Origin of the sequence: Actinomadura citrea, assembly GCF_013409045.1 — a bacterium.
Taxonomy (GTDB): Bacteria; Actinomycetota; Actinomycetes; order Streptosporangiales; family Streptosporangiaceae; genus Spirillospora; species Spirillospora citrea.
The window spans coordinates 4,279,690-4,292,267 of sequence record NZ_JACCBT010000001.1 but is presented as its reverse complement, the minus strand read 5'-3'; the positions used below and the strand labels follow the sequence as shown (position 1 = coordinate 4,292,267).

At 71.7% G+C, this 12,578-nt stretch carries 10 protein-coding genes; 4 read left to right on the top strand and 6 right to left on the bottom strand.

Going from position 1 to position 12,578, the window contains the following annotated elements:
* Positions 1-3: 3 nt before the first annotated feature.
* Entirely contained in the window at positions 4-1,650 is a 1,647-nt protein-coding gene (locus BJ999_RS20040; RefSeq protein ID WP_179834706.1) for an ABC transporter substrate-binding protein, read from the bottom strand.
* Positions 1,651-2,041: 391 nt separating this feature from the next.
* Between BJ999_RS20040 and BJ999_RS20035 the strand changes: the two genes are divergently transcribed.
* Genes BJ999_RS20035 through BJ999_RS20025 form a run of 3 tightly spaced genes read left to right on the top strand, consistent with a single transcriptional unit; the run spans position 2,042 to position 6,443 of the window.
* Positions 2,042-3,379 (top strand): aminotransferase class V-fold PLP-dependent enzyme, encoded by a 1,338-nt coding sequence (locus BJ999_RS20035; protein ID WP_218935144.1) that lies wholly within the window; start codon positions 2,042-2,044, stop codon positions 3,377-3,379.
* Positions 3,376-5,136 (top strand): ABC transporter substrate-binding protein, encoded by a 1,761-nt coding sequence (locus tag BJ999_RS20030; protein WP_179834705.1) that lies wholly within the window; start codon positions 3,376-3,378, stop codon positions 5,134-5,136. Before BJ999_RS20035 ends, BJ999_RS20030 begins: the two co-directional genes overlap by 4 nt.
* A gap of 38 nt (positions 5,137-5,174) precedes the next feature.
* Positions 5,175-6,443 carry a hypothetical protein gene (locus BJ999_RS20025; RefSeq protein WP_218935143.1) on the top strand — a complete coding sequence of 423 codons (1,269 nt, stop codon included), beginning with the start codon at positions 5,175-5,177 and terminating at the stop codon, positions 6,441-6,443.
* 84 nt (positions 6,444-6,527) lie between these two features.
* On the opposite strand, the gene BJ999_RS20020 is transcribed toward BJ999_RS20025, so the two are convergent.
* The 3 genes from BJ999_RS20020 to BJ999_RS20010 all read right to left on the bottom strand — a co-directional run bounded on the left by BJ999_RS20020 (position 6,528) and on the right by BJ999_RS20010 (position 9,833).
* On the bottom strand, positions 6,528-7,661 hold the full coding sequence (locus BJ999_RS20020) for a nucleotide disphospho-sugar-binding domain-containing protein (protein ID WP_179834704.1): 1,134 nt from the start codon (positions 7,659-7,661) through the stop codon (positions 6,528-6,530).
* Positions 7,662-7,813: 152 nt separating this feature from the next.
* Positions 7,814-9,037, bottom strand: a complete 1,224-nt coding sequence (locus tag BJ999_RS20015) for a cytochrome P450 (protein ID WP_179834703.1) — start codon at positions 9,035-9,037, stop codon at positions 7,814-7,816.
* Between the two features lie 94 nt (positions 9,038-9,131).
* On the bottom strand, positions 9,132-9,833 hold the full coding sequence (locus BJ999_RS20010; RefSeq protein WP_179834702.1) for a DUF899 family protein: 702 nt from the start codon (positions 9,831-9,833) through the stop codon (positions 9,132-9,134).
* Between the two features lie 341 nt (positions 9,834-10,174).
* Between BJ999_RS20010 and BJ999_RS20005 the strand changes: the two genes are divergently transcribed.
* Entirely contained in the window at positions 10,175-10,846 is a 672-nt protein-coding gene (locus BJ999_RS20005) for a DNA alkylation repair protein (RefSeq protein WP_179834701.1), read from the top strand.
* A 25-nt stretch (positions 10,847-10,871) separates the two neighbouring features.
* Here BJ999_RS20005 and BJ999_RS20000 read toward each other — a convergent pair whose 3' ends face one another.
* Together BJ999_RS20000 and BJ999_RS19995 are read right to left on the bottom strand one after the other, a co-directional pair.
* A complete protein-coding gene (locus BJ999_RS20000; RefSeq protein ID WP_179834700.1) occupies positions 10,872-11,528 on the bottom strand; it encodes an NHL repeat-containing protein in 657 nt (218 codons plus the stop codon).
* Positions 11,515-12,567, bottom strand: a complete 1,053-nt coding sequence (locus tag BJ999_RS19995; RefSeq protein ID WP_179834699.1) for an NAD-dependent epimerase/dehydratase family protein — start codon at positions 12,565-12,567, stop codon at positions 11,515-11,517. The genes BJ999_RS20000 and BJ999_RS19995 overlap by 14 nt, the downstream gene beginning before the upstream one ends.
* Between the last annotated feature and the right edge of the window lie 11 nt (positions 12,568-12,578).

Sequence of the window (12,578 nt, the reverse complement as noted above, 5' to 3'; positions counted from 1 at the left end):
GCGTCAGTCGGGCGGGTCGAGCCAGATGCAGGCCGCGTCGAGCCAGCGGTCCACCTGGGGCAGCGGCAGGCCGTTGCGCACGCGGGCGCTGGTCATGTGGGGGATGGTCGGCTCGCAGGCCAGGACGGGCACGATCGCGACGTCCTCGATGACCTGCCGGTCGATCCGGTGCCACAGTTCCTCCGCCCGCGCCGGATCCGGTTCGGACAGGGCCTCCTCGATGAGGCGGTCCACCTCCGGGTTGCGGTACCCGCCGTAGTTGCTGGTGCCGGCGGCGAAGTTGGACTGGAACATCGGCTGGACGTAGGCGCGGCCGTTGTTGCCGAACCAGTCGGGCGTCCACGCCGCCGCCGTGATGTCCCACTCGCCGGCCTCGGCCATGGCCGGGTTCTGCAGGAACCGGTAGTACTCGTCGGGCTGGCTGATCAGCCGCAGTTCGACCGTGAACCCGGCCTTCTCCAGGTCGGCGGCGTAGTACCGCGCGATGTCGGCGTGGGGCGCGTCGGCACGGTACAGGACCCTGAGGGTGAGCCCGTCGGGGTACCCGGCCTCGGCGAGCAGTGCCCGCGCCTTCGCCGGATCGCCGTGGTCCCCCGGCGTCGGATAGCGGTCGTACTCGCGGTGCCCGAAGTTGCCCGGAGGGATCGCCGTGTGCGCGGTCTGGGTCACCGTCCCCAGGTCCATGTCGTCGAGCAGCCTGACCATGGAGGCCTTGTCGACGGCGTACGCGACGGCTCTGCGCACCCTGACGTCGCGCAGCGCCCCGCCCTCGTTCGGGGTCTTCAGGTTGAACACCAGGTAGGGGTTCATCGCGTAGCCGAGATGCCGGTCCGCGTCCGGGGGACGGCGGTCCTCGCTGATGACCGGCGCGCCCCAGGAGAGATCGGCCTCCCCGCTCCGGATCGCCTCCCGCACCCGGTCGTCGTCGACACGCGCCATCCGCACGTCCAGGCCGTCGACGTACTGGTGGCGCAGAGGATCGGTGTCCTGCCGCCACACCGGGTTCCGCTCCATCGTCAGGTGACTGCCGTTCTCGTAGCCGGTGAGGCGGTACGGGCCGTTGGAACGGATATTGGCGATGAACTCGGCACTGTCCGGGACGAACGCGTCGTACTCGCGCGGCGCCGCGGACGCGAACATCATCGACAGGAGGTTCAGCAGGTCGTTGGCGGGCCGCACGAGCTCGACGACCAGGGTGCGGTCGCCGTCGGCCCGCAGCCCGGAGATCTCGTGCGCGTTCTGGTAACCGGCCAGGTCGGCGGCCGACGGGGCCCGTCCGGCGAACTCCCGCCGGTAGCCCTCGGCGAACTCGGCCATCCCCTTGATGGTGCTCGTGTAGTAGGCGATCGCCCCGGCGCCGGCCACCGGGTTGCACATCCGCTTGAAGCCGCGCACGAAGTCCTCCGCCGTCACCTCGCGCGGCGGGTCGGTGTCCCACATGACGCCCGGGCGCAGTCGGATCCGGTACACGAGCCCGTCCGGGCTCATCCCGCCGTTGGCGATCGTCGGCGACTCCGCGGCGACATCGGGGACCGGGGTCAGGGCGGTCTCGTCCACGGCCGTCGGGTAGCCGAACAACTGCCGCGCGAACAGCCTGATGATCTGATGCGAAAAGGCGTAATAGGCGCACGCGGGATCGACGTGGTCCATTCCGCCAGGTCCGAAGTAGCGGAGTGTTCCACCGTAACGAGGCTCCACACCGATCACCTTCCCTGCACGCCGCCGGGCCCCGCGGCCGCCGTCGGCGACCCGCCCGTCCCACGCCGGAGATTACCATCGTTTCTTAAAGCACCCTAGGTGCATCAGACCTGACTGGAGTCTCTCGCGATCCTCCTGCAGCGGGCCGGGTCTCCCTCCACGGCCCGCCTCGACCTCGCGCGACTCCGCATCCATCAAGGTCATCGCCCGTACAGCGGGGCGCGGCGCACGGTACCGGCGTCGGCGTGCGGAATGCCCTCATCCGGGGTCCATTGGCCAAGTAACTTCAAAAACATATTGTATTGTGAGGAGACTGGTCATCCGTACGTGGAGGGGGTCACTCGTGACACAGTCCGTGAAGCCCGACGAGCGCAGCGTCCCGGACCCGGCCGGGCCGGCGAACGGCGGATCACCGCGGCGGCTCCGCGACGCGCCATGGGAGAGCATCCGCGAACTGTTCGCCCTGGATCCGACCACGACCCACCTCAACACCGGCACCGTCGGCGCGATGCCCTACGAGGTGCTCGACACGATCGACCGGGTGACCCGCGAGTGGACCGGCGGGCTGGCCGACGTCTACAAGCCGTCCGGCTACTACGAGCACCGCGCCGCCATCGGCAGGGCGTTCGGCGTCGACCAGGACGAGATCGTGATCTGCCACAACGCCACCGAGGGCGTCGCCCGCATCATCCAGGGGCTCGACCTGCACGAGGGCGACGAGGTGGTCACCACGAGCCACGAGTGCTACTCGGTGCTCTCCAACTTCAACCTCGTCCGGAACCGGTACGGCCTGACGATCAAGACACTGACCATGCCGACCGGCTACGACGTCACGGCCGACGAGATCGTCGACCTCTTCGAGGCGGCCATCACCCCCCGCACCAAGGTGCTCGCGTTCGCCGGGATCACGCTGTTCACGGGCACGATGATGCCGATGCGCAGGCTGTGCGAGCTGGCGCAGCGGCACGGCCTGACCACCGTGATCGACGGCGCGCTGCTGCCCGGACTCGTGAACCTGGACATGCGGGCGCTGGGCGCCGACTTCATCGCGTGCTCGGGGTCGAAGTTCCAGTGCGGGCCGCTGGGAACCGGCATCCTCTACCTGCGCAACAAGGTCTTCCCCGAGTACAACCCGCTGCCGCTGCCGACGTTCTGGCCCGTGATCTCCACCTGGTATCCGATGATCGGCAGTCCCCCGCCGCGGACGAGGACGTCGGTCGAGAGCGACGACACCGCCCTGTACGTGCAGAGCGCCGGCAGCGCGAGCATCGCCAGGGGCGCCGCGCTGGCGCGGGCCTGCGAGATCTGGGACGAGATCGGCCGGGACCGCATCGAGAGGCGGGCGATGGAGCTCGGCGACCACGCCCGGCGGCGCCTCGTGGAGGCCTTCGGCAAGGAGTCGATCTTCTCGCCCGGTGAGGACCCGCTGCTGAAGTCCCCCCTCATCGCCTTCAACCCGTTCCGCGACCCCGAGGCCGCCTGGAACATCAAGAAGTTCACCGCGTTCACCGACCGCCTGGAGCGGGAGCACCGCATCTGGATCCGGTGGACCGAGTTCGACGTCCCGGGCTCGCCGCACCAGCACTACGCGGCGCGGGTCTGCACCCACCTGTTCAACACCCGCGAGGAGATCGACCGGGCGATCGGCATCATGGCCCGCCTCGGCGAGGAGATGTCATGACCGTCTCCGACCGCCCCCAGGCCGCCCCGTGGAGCGAGGACCTGCCGCGGCCCGGCGGGACGCTCCGCCTCCACGGCCCGGCCCCCGTCCACCGCCTCGACCCGTCGGCCTCCCACCAGGCGCCCGCCGACCAGCTCATCAGGCTGTTCGCCCGGCAGCTGTTCGGCTACGCCCCCGCACCGGACCTGCGCGACTGGCGGGCCATCGCCCCGGCGCCCGACCTCGCGACCGACGTCCCGTCCACCTACAACACCGGAATGGGCGCGCGGCACACCAACTACGTGGTGCACCTGCGCCGCGGCGTCTTCTGGGACACCGCGCCCGCGCGGGAGGTCACGGCGCACGACGTCGTGCGCGGGCTGAAGCGGCTGGCGAACCCGCTCACGAGGCCCGCCGCCCTGCCCTACTTCACCAGCACGATCAGGGGCATGGCGCAGTACTGCGAGGACTACGCCGCGGCGATCCGCCGCGACGACCCGGCCGCCGAGGAACTGGCCGCCTTCCAGAACTCCCACGACATCCCCGGCGTCCTCGTCCTGGACGACGAGTCGCTGGTCATCGAGCTCATGCGGCCGGCCATCGACTTCGCCGCCATCATGGCCCTGCCGTGCGCGTCGCCCGCCCCGGTCGAGTACGACGCGTTCCTGCCCGGCAGCCCGGAACTGCACCGCAACCTCCGGAGCAACGGGCCGTACCGGCCCGTCCATCTCGTGCCGGGCCGCGAGCTGCGGCTCGAACCCAATCCCGCCTGGCGGCAGGAGTCCGATCCGCTCCGGCACCGGTACCTCGACGGCGTCGAGGTCACGGTCGAGGACGCGGCGCCCGAACGCGTCGCCGCGCGGGTCGCGTCGGGCGCGGCCGACCTGCCGTGGGGGGTGCGGGTCGCCGAGCCGCACGACGCCGAGCCGGCCGATCCGGGCGACGGCCTCGGCCTCGCCCTCGACCCTTACCTCGTCTTCAACGTCCAGAGTCCCACCGCGGGCGGCGCGCTGGCCGATGCCAGGGTGCGCCGGGCGCTGTCGTACGCGATCGACAAGGCGGCGATCGCCGACCTCCACCGGCGGTCCGGCGGCGGTGCGCTGGTGCGGATCGCCGGTTCCGTCGTGCCGCCGGGCAACGACGCGCACCAGGAGCTCGACCTCTACGCGACCCCGGGGGGCCGGGGAGACGCGCGGAAGTGCCGGGCGCTGCTCGCCGAGGCGGGCCACGGGAGCGGTCTGGCGCTCACCGCGGTCCATCTCGACACCGACCTGGACGCGGCGGTCGCGCGCTCGTACGCGGCCGACCTGGAGAAGGCGGGCGTCACCGTCCGGCTGGTGGCGCTCGACCACGACGCCCGGGACGCCCTCCTCGGTGATCCGGGGCGCGCGGCGGAGGGAGCGTGGGACGTCGCGGCCGCGTCGTGGTCGCCGGACTGGCACCCGAACAACGGCCGGGTCTTCCTGCAGCCGATGTTCCAGTCGAGCGACTCCCGCAACTCCGCGAACCACGGCCGCTACCGGCGCCCGGAGGTCGACCGCCTGATCGAGCGGGCGCTCACCACGATCGAGGAGCCGGCGCGGTCGACCGCGGCGTGGAACCTGGCCGAGCGGACGGTGCTGGAGGACGCCGCGGTCGTGCCGATCCTGTTCCAGCGGCCGGCGGTCCCGCGCCTGCGCGGCCCGCGGGTGCGGGGCGCGATCCCGATGCCCGCGCTCGGCCATGCGTACGACCTCGCCGGCGTCTGGCTCGACCCGCCGGACGACCCTGCGGGGTGACGGCGGCGGACCACCGGGTGGCGATCCAGGGAGCGCTGATGCATGAAGAGGTGGTGACCGAGTACCTCAGCCTCGGGCTGCGGTTCGGCCGGCTCGCCGACGGGTTCGTCGACTCCTGGTACGGCGACCCGGAGCTGGCCCGCCGGGTGGAGGCCGAACCGCGGCCCGACGCCTCCGGGCTGGCCGCCCGGTCGGCCCGGCTGCTGGCCGCGCTCCCCGACAGCGGGCTGGCCGAGCCGCGGCGCCGGTTCCTGTCCGCGCAGCTCGCCGCGCTGAACTGCGCGGCCCGCCGGATGGCCGGGGAGGAGATCCCGTTCGGGGACGAGGTCCGGACGTACTTCGAGGTCGACATCGAACTCGGCGAGCCCGACCGCTACGCGGAGATCCACGACGCGATCGGCGCGCTCCTGCCGGGCTCCGGGGACCTGCGTGCCCGGACCGCGGCGTTCTACGAGCGCAACGCCGTCCCCCCGGACCGGCTGGCGCGCGCCGTGCAGGCGGTGTCCGGCGAACTGCGGGCCATGACCCGCACGGTGTTCGACCTGCCGGAGCAGGAGAGCGTCGAGTACGTGGTGGTGCGCGACAAGCCCTGGAACGCCTACAACCGCTACCTCGGCGGGTTCCGCTCCAGGGTGGAGCTCAACGCGGAGGCGGGCCGCACCATCGCCGCCCTGCCGCTGCTGGCGATCCATGAGTCCTATCCCGGGCACCACACCGAGCACTGCCGCAAGGAGGCCGGCCTCGTCGACGGAGCCGGCCACGGCGAGCACCTGATCTCGCTGGTCAACACCCCGCAGTGCCTCATGGCCGAGGGCACCGCCGAGATGGCCGACGCGGCGGTGCCGGGTCCGGGCTGGGGCCGCTGGACCGCCGACATCCTGGCCGACGCGGGAGTGCGGGTCGAGGGCGAGCTGGTGGAGGAGGTCCTGCGGCTGATCCGGCTGCTGATGCCCGCGCGCCAGGACGCGGCCATCATGCTCCACGACCGCGGGGCCGACCCCGACCAGGTCACCGGGTACCTGGAACGCTGGCTCCTGGTGCCTCCCGACCATGCCCGGCGGATGACGAGGTTCCTCACCGACCCGCTCTGGCGCGCCTACTCGGTGACCTACATCGAAGGCCCGCGGCTGGTGGGCGCGTGGCTGAACGCCGGTCCGGGCCGGACGTCCCTGGTCGAGCGGTACCAGAGGCTTCTCGACGAGCCGCTGCTGCCGTCCGATCTGCGCGCGGACCTGGAAGCCGTAGGCCGGGAGGAGCCACGGCCGGAGCCGGAAACGGTACCCGCGGACACGGCCGCCGAAGCCTGACAGACCTGCCCCTGCCCCTGCCCCCGCCCCCGCCCCCGCGACCGGGCGCGGGGGCAGGGGGTAGCCCCGCAGGGCCCCGGGGCCTCAGAACAGGTGCTCGATGAGGCGCTGGACGGTGGCGGCGGGCGTGGGCAGCGTCGCCATCTCCCGCTGGACCTCCGCTGTGGCGGCGCGTACGCCCTCGTCGGTCATCAGCCGGGTGAGCAGTCCGGCGTCGACGTCCTCGCGTTCGCTCACGAACCCGATGCCCCGCTTGCGCACCGCCTCCAGCGTCGTGTGCTGGAACAGGTCCCTGGGGTCGGGTGTGATCAGTTGCGGAATGCCGGCGTCGATCGCGGTCAGGGCGGTTCCCCCGCCGCCGTGGTGGACGATGGCGGTGCACGTGCCCAGCAGGAAGTGCAGCGGGATCCAGCCGACGGAGCTGACGTTGTCCGGCAGCGGGCCGAGCGAGCCGATGTCGACTCCGCCGAGCGCCAGCACGAACTCGGCGTCGACGTCGGCGGCCGCGTCGATGATCGTGCGCATGGTCCCGGTGCCCAGCATCTGCAGCTCGACCGTGCCCATGCTCACCGCGATGCGCGGCCGCTCGGGGGGCCGCGGCAGCCGGTCTCCGATGACCGATCCCCCGCTGTGCGGCAGCCAGCGCATGAACCAGCCCTCCGGCTGCTCGCCCGCGAGCATGCTGGGCGGGAACTCCTCGATGGTGACGGCCGGCTTGGAGATGGACACGCCGTACCGCTCGCAGACGTCGGGCAGGTGGGCCGCGGCCGCCTCGTGCATGCCCCGGGTGCGCCAGGCGCTCACGTTCCGCTGGACGGCGGGCGCCCCGGCGCGCGCCGCCGCGAACAGTCCGGCGGTGGTCCCCTGGTCGTACACCACCAGGTCCGGGCCCCAGTCGTCGGCCAACGCCACGAGCCCGTCGATCAGGGGCCGGTTGATCGCGGCGAACCCGGGGCCCCACTCGTCGAGGTTGATCGCCGGCTTGGTCGCGACCGTCTGGACGAACTCCGGGTGCTCGCGGGCCAGCCGCTCGTTGACGGCCTCCATGCTGAAGCCGGGCGCGGCGTCGACGATCTCCACCCCTGAGCCCGCCGCGCCCTCGGTGGGCCCCGCGATCGTGGCGATCACCTCATGGCCCGCCGTGCGGAACGCCCAGGCGAGGTGAACGAGCGGGAAGAAGTGGCCAAGACCTGGGTGAGAACAGAACATCACACGCATATCCGGAAGATCCCTTCTTCCCCGCACCCTCGCCGCGACGGAACCGGACGGCACCTCGGTTCGGGCATCGCGGCATACGGACGTTACTATATGAACTTAAACTACGATCTTCCTTCGTTCAATATCCGCGGCGGTGCGGAGGCGGTGGCGCCTCACCAGGTGACCGGGAGCTCGCGCACCCCGTAGATGTTCGCCTTCTCCTTGAACGACAGCGCGCCGAACGGGACCGCCAGCCGCAGGCCCGGGAAGCGGCGGAAGAGGGCGTCGAACACGATCTGCAACTCCATCCTCGCGAGGCGGTGCCCGAGGCACCGGTGCCGGCCGGCGCCGAACGCCAGGTGCCGCCCGCCGCCGCGCCCGACGTCGAACTCGTCCGGGCGCTCGAACACCTCCGGGTCGCGGTTGGCGGCCGGGCCCAGCACGACCACGCCCTCCCCCGCGCGCACCGTGACGCCGCCCACCTCGACGTCCGCCAGCGCCGTCCGCGCGGTCGAGGCGTTGACGACCGTCAGGTACCGCAGCAGCTCGTCGACGGCGAGCGGCGTCCTGGCGGGGTCGGCGACCATCGACGCGAGCTGGTCCGGATGTTCGAGCAGGGTCAGGACGCCGAGCGCGATCATGTCGGCGGTGGTGGAGTGCCCGGCGACGAGCAGCACGAACGCCATGCTCACGACCGCCTCGCGATCGGCCGCGCCCTCCCGCCGCCCCCGGACGATGAGGCGCCCGAGGAGGTCGTCGGGAGGCTCGCGCTCCTTGTCGGCCACCAGTTCGGCCAGCAGGGACCGGATCTCGTGCGCCGCCCGGGTGCGCTCCGCGGCCGGGGTGGCGTGGCTGAACATCCGCCCGGTGCGCTCCTCGAAGTGGCCGTGCACGGAGTAGGGCACGCCGAGGAGCTCGCAGATCACCAGCGACGGCACCGGGGCCGCGAGTTCGCGCACCAGGTCGACCGGGCGCGGGGCGTCCGCCATCAGGTCCAGCCGCCGGTCGACGATCTCCTGGACGCGCGGGCGCAGCGCCTCGGTCCGGGCGGGTGAGAACTCGGCGCGGACGGACCGCCGGGCGGCCGTGTGCTCGGGCGGGTCCATCCAGTTCATCGGCGGCCGGAAGGCGCGGAAGGACGCCTGCCGCTCCTCCTCGGTGACCGGGGCGAACCGGGGGAACCCCTCGCGACGGCGATCGACGCTCATCCTCGGATCACTGAGGACCTTCCGCGCGTCCTCGTGCCGCGCGACCAGCCACGCCGAGTTCCCCCCGGCCATGCGGGCGCGGACCGCGCGCCTGCCCGTTCGCAGGCGCTCGTACTCCGGAGGCAGGCTGAACGGGCACGCGCGCGGAACGGGGAAGGCGCCGGCGGCGGCCGCGGGTTGCGTCGTCATCGTGACCCCCGTGTCAGCTCGGTACTATAAAAATATATACCGAACTGACCCGGGGCGGGCGTGTGCCCGGATCGCCCTGCGGACGGCCGGGGCCTCAGTCGCGCCCGGCGTACGCGTTTCCGGCGTACCAGTCGCCGCGGCCGCCGGGCAGCAGGTCGAGCACGTTCCAGACCGGGGAGAGCAGGTCGATGCCGCGCTGGGCGCCGTCGAGGAAGTCGGCCGGCAGCGTGTAGAAGTGGCGTACCCGCCCGTCCTCGCGGGCCAGGACGCTGATCATGGGCCGCTGCGCCCCGTCCGGGCGCTCGGCGTGCATGTCGGCGTTGAAGGCCGTGCCGTGACTGGACAGGATGCGTACCTCGTCCCACCCCCTTCGCCGCGCCCAGGCGCGCAGCATCGGCAGTGGCGCCTTGCCGACGACCGCGAAGGCGGTGTGCTGCGCCAGGTGCGCGGCGACCCCGTTGAAGCCGTCCACCCACATCGAGCACATCGGGCAGGCCGCCTGGTCGTCGGGGTGGTACATGAGGTGGTAGACGACCAGGGTCTCGTGGTCGCCGAACAGGTCGCGGAGGGAGACCGACCCGGTCGGCTCGTCCTTCTCCAGGTCCGCCGGGCCCTCGGTGAGGGTGTAGTCACCGAGCACCGCGCCCCCGGGCATCCGGCGCCGCGCCGCCGCGACCTCCTCGACCCGGTCGCGCAGCAGCCTTTCGGCCTTCGCCAGTTCGATCCGCGCGTCGATGTACTCCTGGCTCGTCCCCACGGGCCACATCGGCGGGATCTCCGGCTCGTCGTCGCTCATCGCTGGCCCCTTCGAGTCCGTAGGCGGCAAGGGTCAATTCGACATCGGACTCTACGATAATGAACCCGCCGACGTGCCGGGTTCGCCCTGTCCGGCGGCGTGGCGGCCAGGGAGGACGGTCGGCGTCGACGATCTCGGCGCCCTCGAATACAGGGTGAGATCGGCCGATACGCCGCCATCCGCAGCATAGCAACTGGTTCGCATAAACAAGGCGAAAGCCCTCCCGGCGAAGACCGGGAGAGTTGAATGGAAACGCGCCTCATGTTAAGCTCGATATTGCGACAATTGTCAACTAAGCCTATATTCTCAGACCCTCGTAATGCGAGGCACAGGAGGCTGAGATGGCCGAGACGGCGGTGGCCGAGGTGATGGCCGAGCTGGCCGAACTGGAGGACCCCAAGGCACGCGAGGTGAACGAGAAGCGCGGTGACGACCACGGCGTGAACCTCAGCAAGCTGCGGGCGCTCGCGAAACGGCTGAAGACGCAGCAGGACCTCGCGCGCGAGCTGTGGAAGACCGATGACAGTTCGGCGAGGCTGCTGGCGACGCTGATCTGCCGCCCGAAGGCGTTCGAGCGCGACGAACTGGACGCCATGCTGCGCGGGGCGCGCACCCCCAAGGTGCAGAACTGGCTCGTGAACTACGTGGTGAAGAAGAGCCCCCACTCCGAAGAACTGCGCCTGGCGTGGCTCGACGACGCGGATCCGGCGATCGCCGGCGCCGGCTGGGCGCTGACCACCGAGCGCGTGATGCGCAAGCCCGACGGCCTCGACCTCGACAAGCTGCTCGACATCATCGAGGCGGAGATGAAGGCCGCGCCGGAGCGCCTGCAGTGGGCGATGAACGACTGCCTGGGCAACATCGGGATCAAACACGAGGAGCACCGCGCCCGCGCGATCGAGATCGGCGAGCGCCTTGAGGTGCTCAAGGACTACCCCACTCCCCCGAACTGCACGTCTCCGTTCGTGCCGATCTGGATCAACGAAGTGGTGGGCCGGAAGAAGAGCAAGTAGGAGGTCCGCGCGCGGCGGGACCTCGTCAGGCGGAGAGGACCGCCGACAGTTCCAGAGGGCGGATGGCGCGCGCGGGGAAGTCGCAGTACCAGAGGCGGCGGCCGTCCCACGTCAGCCCGGTGGGGCGGCCCGGGACGGGCAGGGCCCCCAGGTGCTCCCCGGTCCTCGGATCCATCGCACGGAGCACGGCGTCGTCGAAGTCGCCGTAGACGACGACGCCGTCGGCGTAGGTGAGCCCGGAGGGCGACTCGCCCTCCGCCGGGAACTCCCGCAGAACGGTCATCGTGTCGTAGTCCCGGAGTTGCACCACGGTCGGACCGCGCAGGCACATGTACATGCCCTCCGGCCCGAGGTCGATCCCGGTCAGCCGGCCGCTCGCGGGGAGCACCTCCTTCTCCCCGGTGATCCGGCCGTCGTCGGGATCGATCAGGACGATCCGCTTCGGGCGGCCGCCGACCTGGCACAGGCGGGCGCCGTCGTAGGCCAGGTCCGCCCGCACCCTGTCGCAGGCGAGCGTCCTGCTCACCCCGCCGGTCGCCGGGTCGATCGCGAAGATCTTCTTCGCGTCCTGGTCCGAATGCCACAACCGGGCGCCATCCCAGGTCAGGCCGCACATGTAGGCGGCCGGGGCGGGCAGGGCGCCGGTGCCGGCGGCCGTCGCCGCCGTCTCACCCGATGTCATGTCCCCTCACTTTCCGGCCGTCCGCGGCCGTCGTGACGCCTGTGGGTACCAGCGACCGCTCGGACGCGCCCGCGACGGCGTCCAGCCACCACGGGCTCCTCTTCGCCCAAGCGATCGTCCTGGCGAGTCCGGCTTGCAGCGGGGTACGGCTGCGCCAGCCGAGCAGTTCCCTGGCCTTCCCGACATCCGGGACGCGCCGGGGAATGTCCTCGTAAGCACTGCCCAGCGCCGAGTCCGTGCTCACGCGGATCGGGGCGAACTCCGCCCCGGCCAGCCGGGTCACCAGCCGGACCGCGTCGCCCACGGAGGTCTCCCGGTCGCTTCCGACGTTGAAGCACTGGCCGTCGGCGGTCTCACCGGCGCCCACCCGCAACGTGGCGTCCACCGCGTCCTCGACGAAGGTGAAGCAGCGCGTCTGGGTGCCGTCGTCGTAGAGCAGCGGGGGCAGCCCGCGCAGCACCCGGTGAACGGTCTTGCTGATCACGTACGCCGGGCGCTGCCGCGGCCCGTAGACGTTGAAGTAGCGCACGACCGAGGCGCGCAGGCCCCGATGGCGGGCGTAGGCGACGACCATGTGCTCGGCGACGGCCTTGCTCGCGGAGTAGGACCACCGGTCGGCGGTGACGCTGCCCAGCACCCGGTCCGCGTCCTCCGACCAGGGGACGTCGGGGTTCTTGCCGTAGATCTCGCTGGTGCTGGAGACTACGACCTTCACGCCGGCGGCGGACGCCGCGCGCAGCACGTTGCGGGTGCCGGAGACCGCGACGTCGATCACTTCGAGCGGGTCGTCGAGGTACTGGTCGACCCCGACCAGCGCGCAGAGGTGGTAGACGGTGTGCACGTCCGGGCCGATGGCGCCGGCCAGCGCCCGCTCGTCGCGGATGTCGGCCCTGACGTGGCGGACGGCGGTCCCGCCGCAGTCCAGGTCGGGCGGCGGCGCCGCGGGATCGTAGACGATGACGTCCTCGCCCTGGTGCGCGAGGCGTTCCACGAGGTGGCTGCCGATGAAGCCGCAACCGCCGGTGACCACGACCGCCATCGGTTACCCGC

Bases quoted from the DNA above. Each gene is read 5' to 3' on its own strand.
- BJ999_RS19995 (WP_179834699.1), bottom strand. From the start codon at position 12,567: ATGGCGGTCGTGGTCACCGGCGGTTGCGGCTTCATCGGCAGCCACCTC.
- BJ999_RS20005 (WP_179834701.1), top strand. From the start codon at position 10,175: ATGGCCGAGACGGCGGTGGCCGAGGTGATGGCCGAGCTGGCCGAACTG.
- BJ999_RS20040 (WP_179834706.1), bottom strand. From the start codon at position 1,650: ATGGACCACGTCGATCCCGCGTGCGCCTATTACGCCTTTTCGCATCAG.
- BJ999_RS20015 (WP_179834703.1), bottom strand. From the start codon at position 9,037: ATGACGACGCAACCCGCGGCCGCCGCCGGCGCCTTCCCCGTTCCGCGC.
- BJ999_RS20030 (WP_179834705.1), top strand. From the start codon at position 3,376: ATGACCGTCTCCGACCGCCCCCAGGCCGCCCCGTGGAGCGAGGACCTG.
- BJ999_RS20010 (WP_179834702.1), bottom strand. From the start codon at position 9,833: ATGAGCGACGACGAGCCGGAGATCCCGCCGATGTGGCCCGTGGGGACG.
- BJ999_RS20000 (WP_179834700.1), bottom strand. From the start codon at position 11,528: ATGACATCGGGTGAGACGGCGGCGACGGCCGCCGGCACCGGCGCCCTG.
- BJ999_RS20025 (WP_218935143.1), top strand. From the start codon at position 5,175: ATGCATGAAGAGGTGGTGACCGAGTACCTCAGCCTCGGGCTGCGGTTC.
- BJ999_RS20020 (WP_179834704.1), bottom strand. From the start codon at position 7,661: ATGCGTGTGATGTTCTGTTCTCACCCAGGTCTTGGCCACTTCTTCCCG.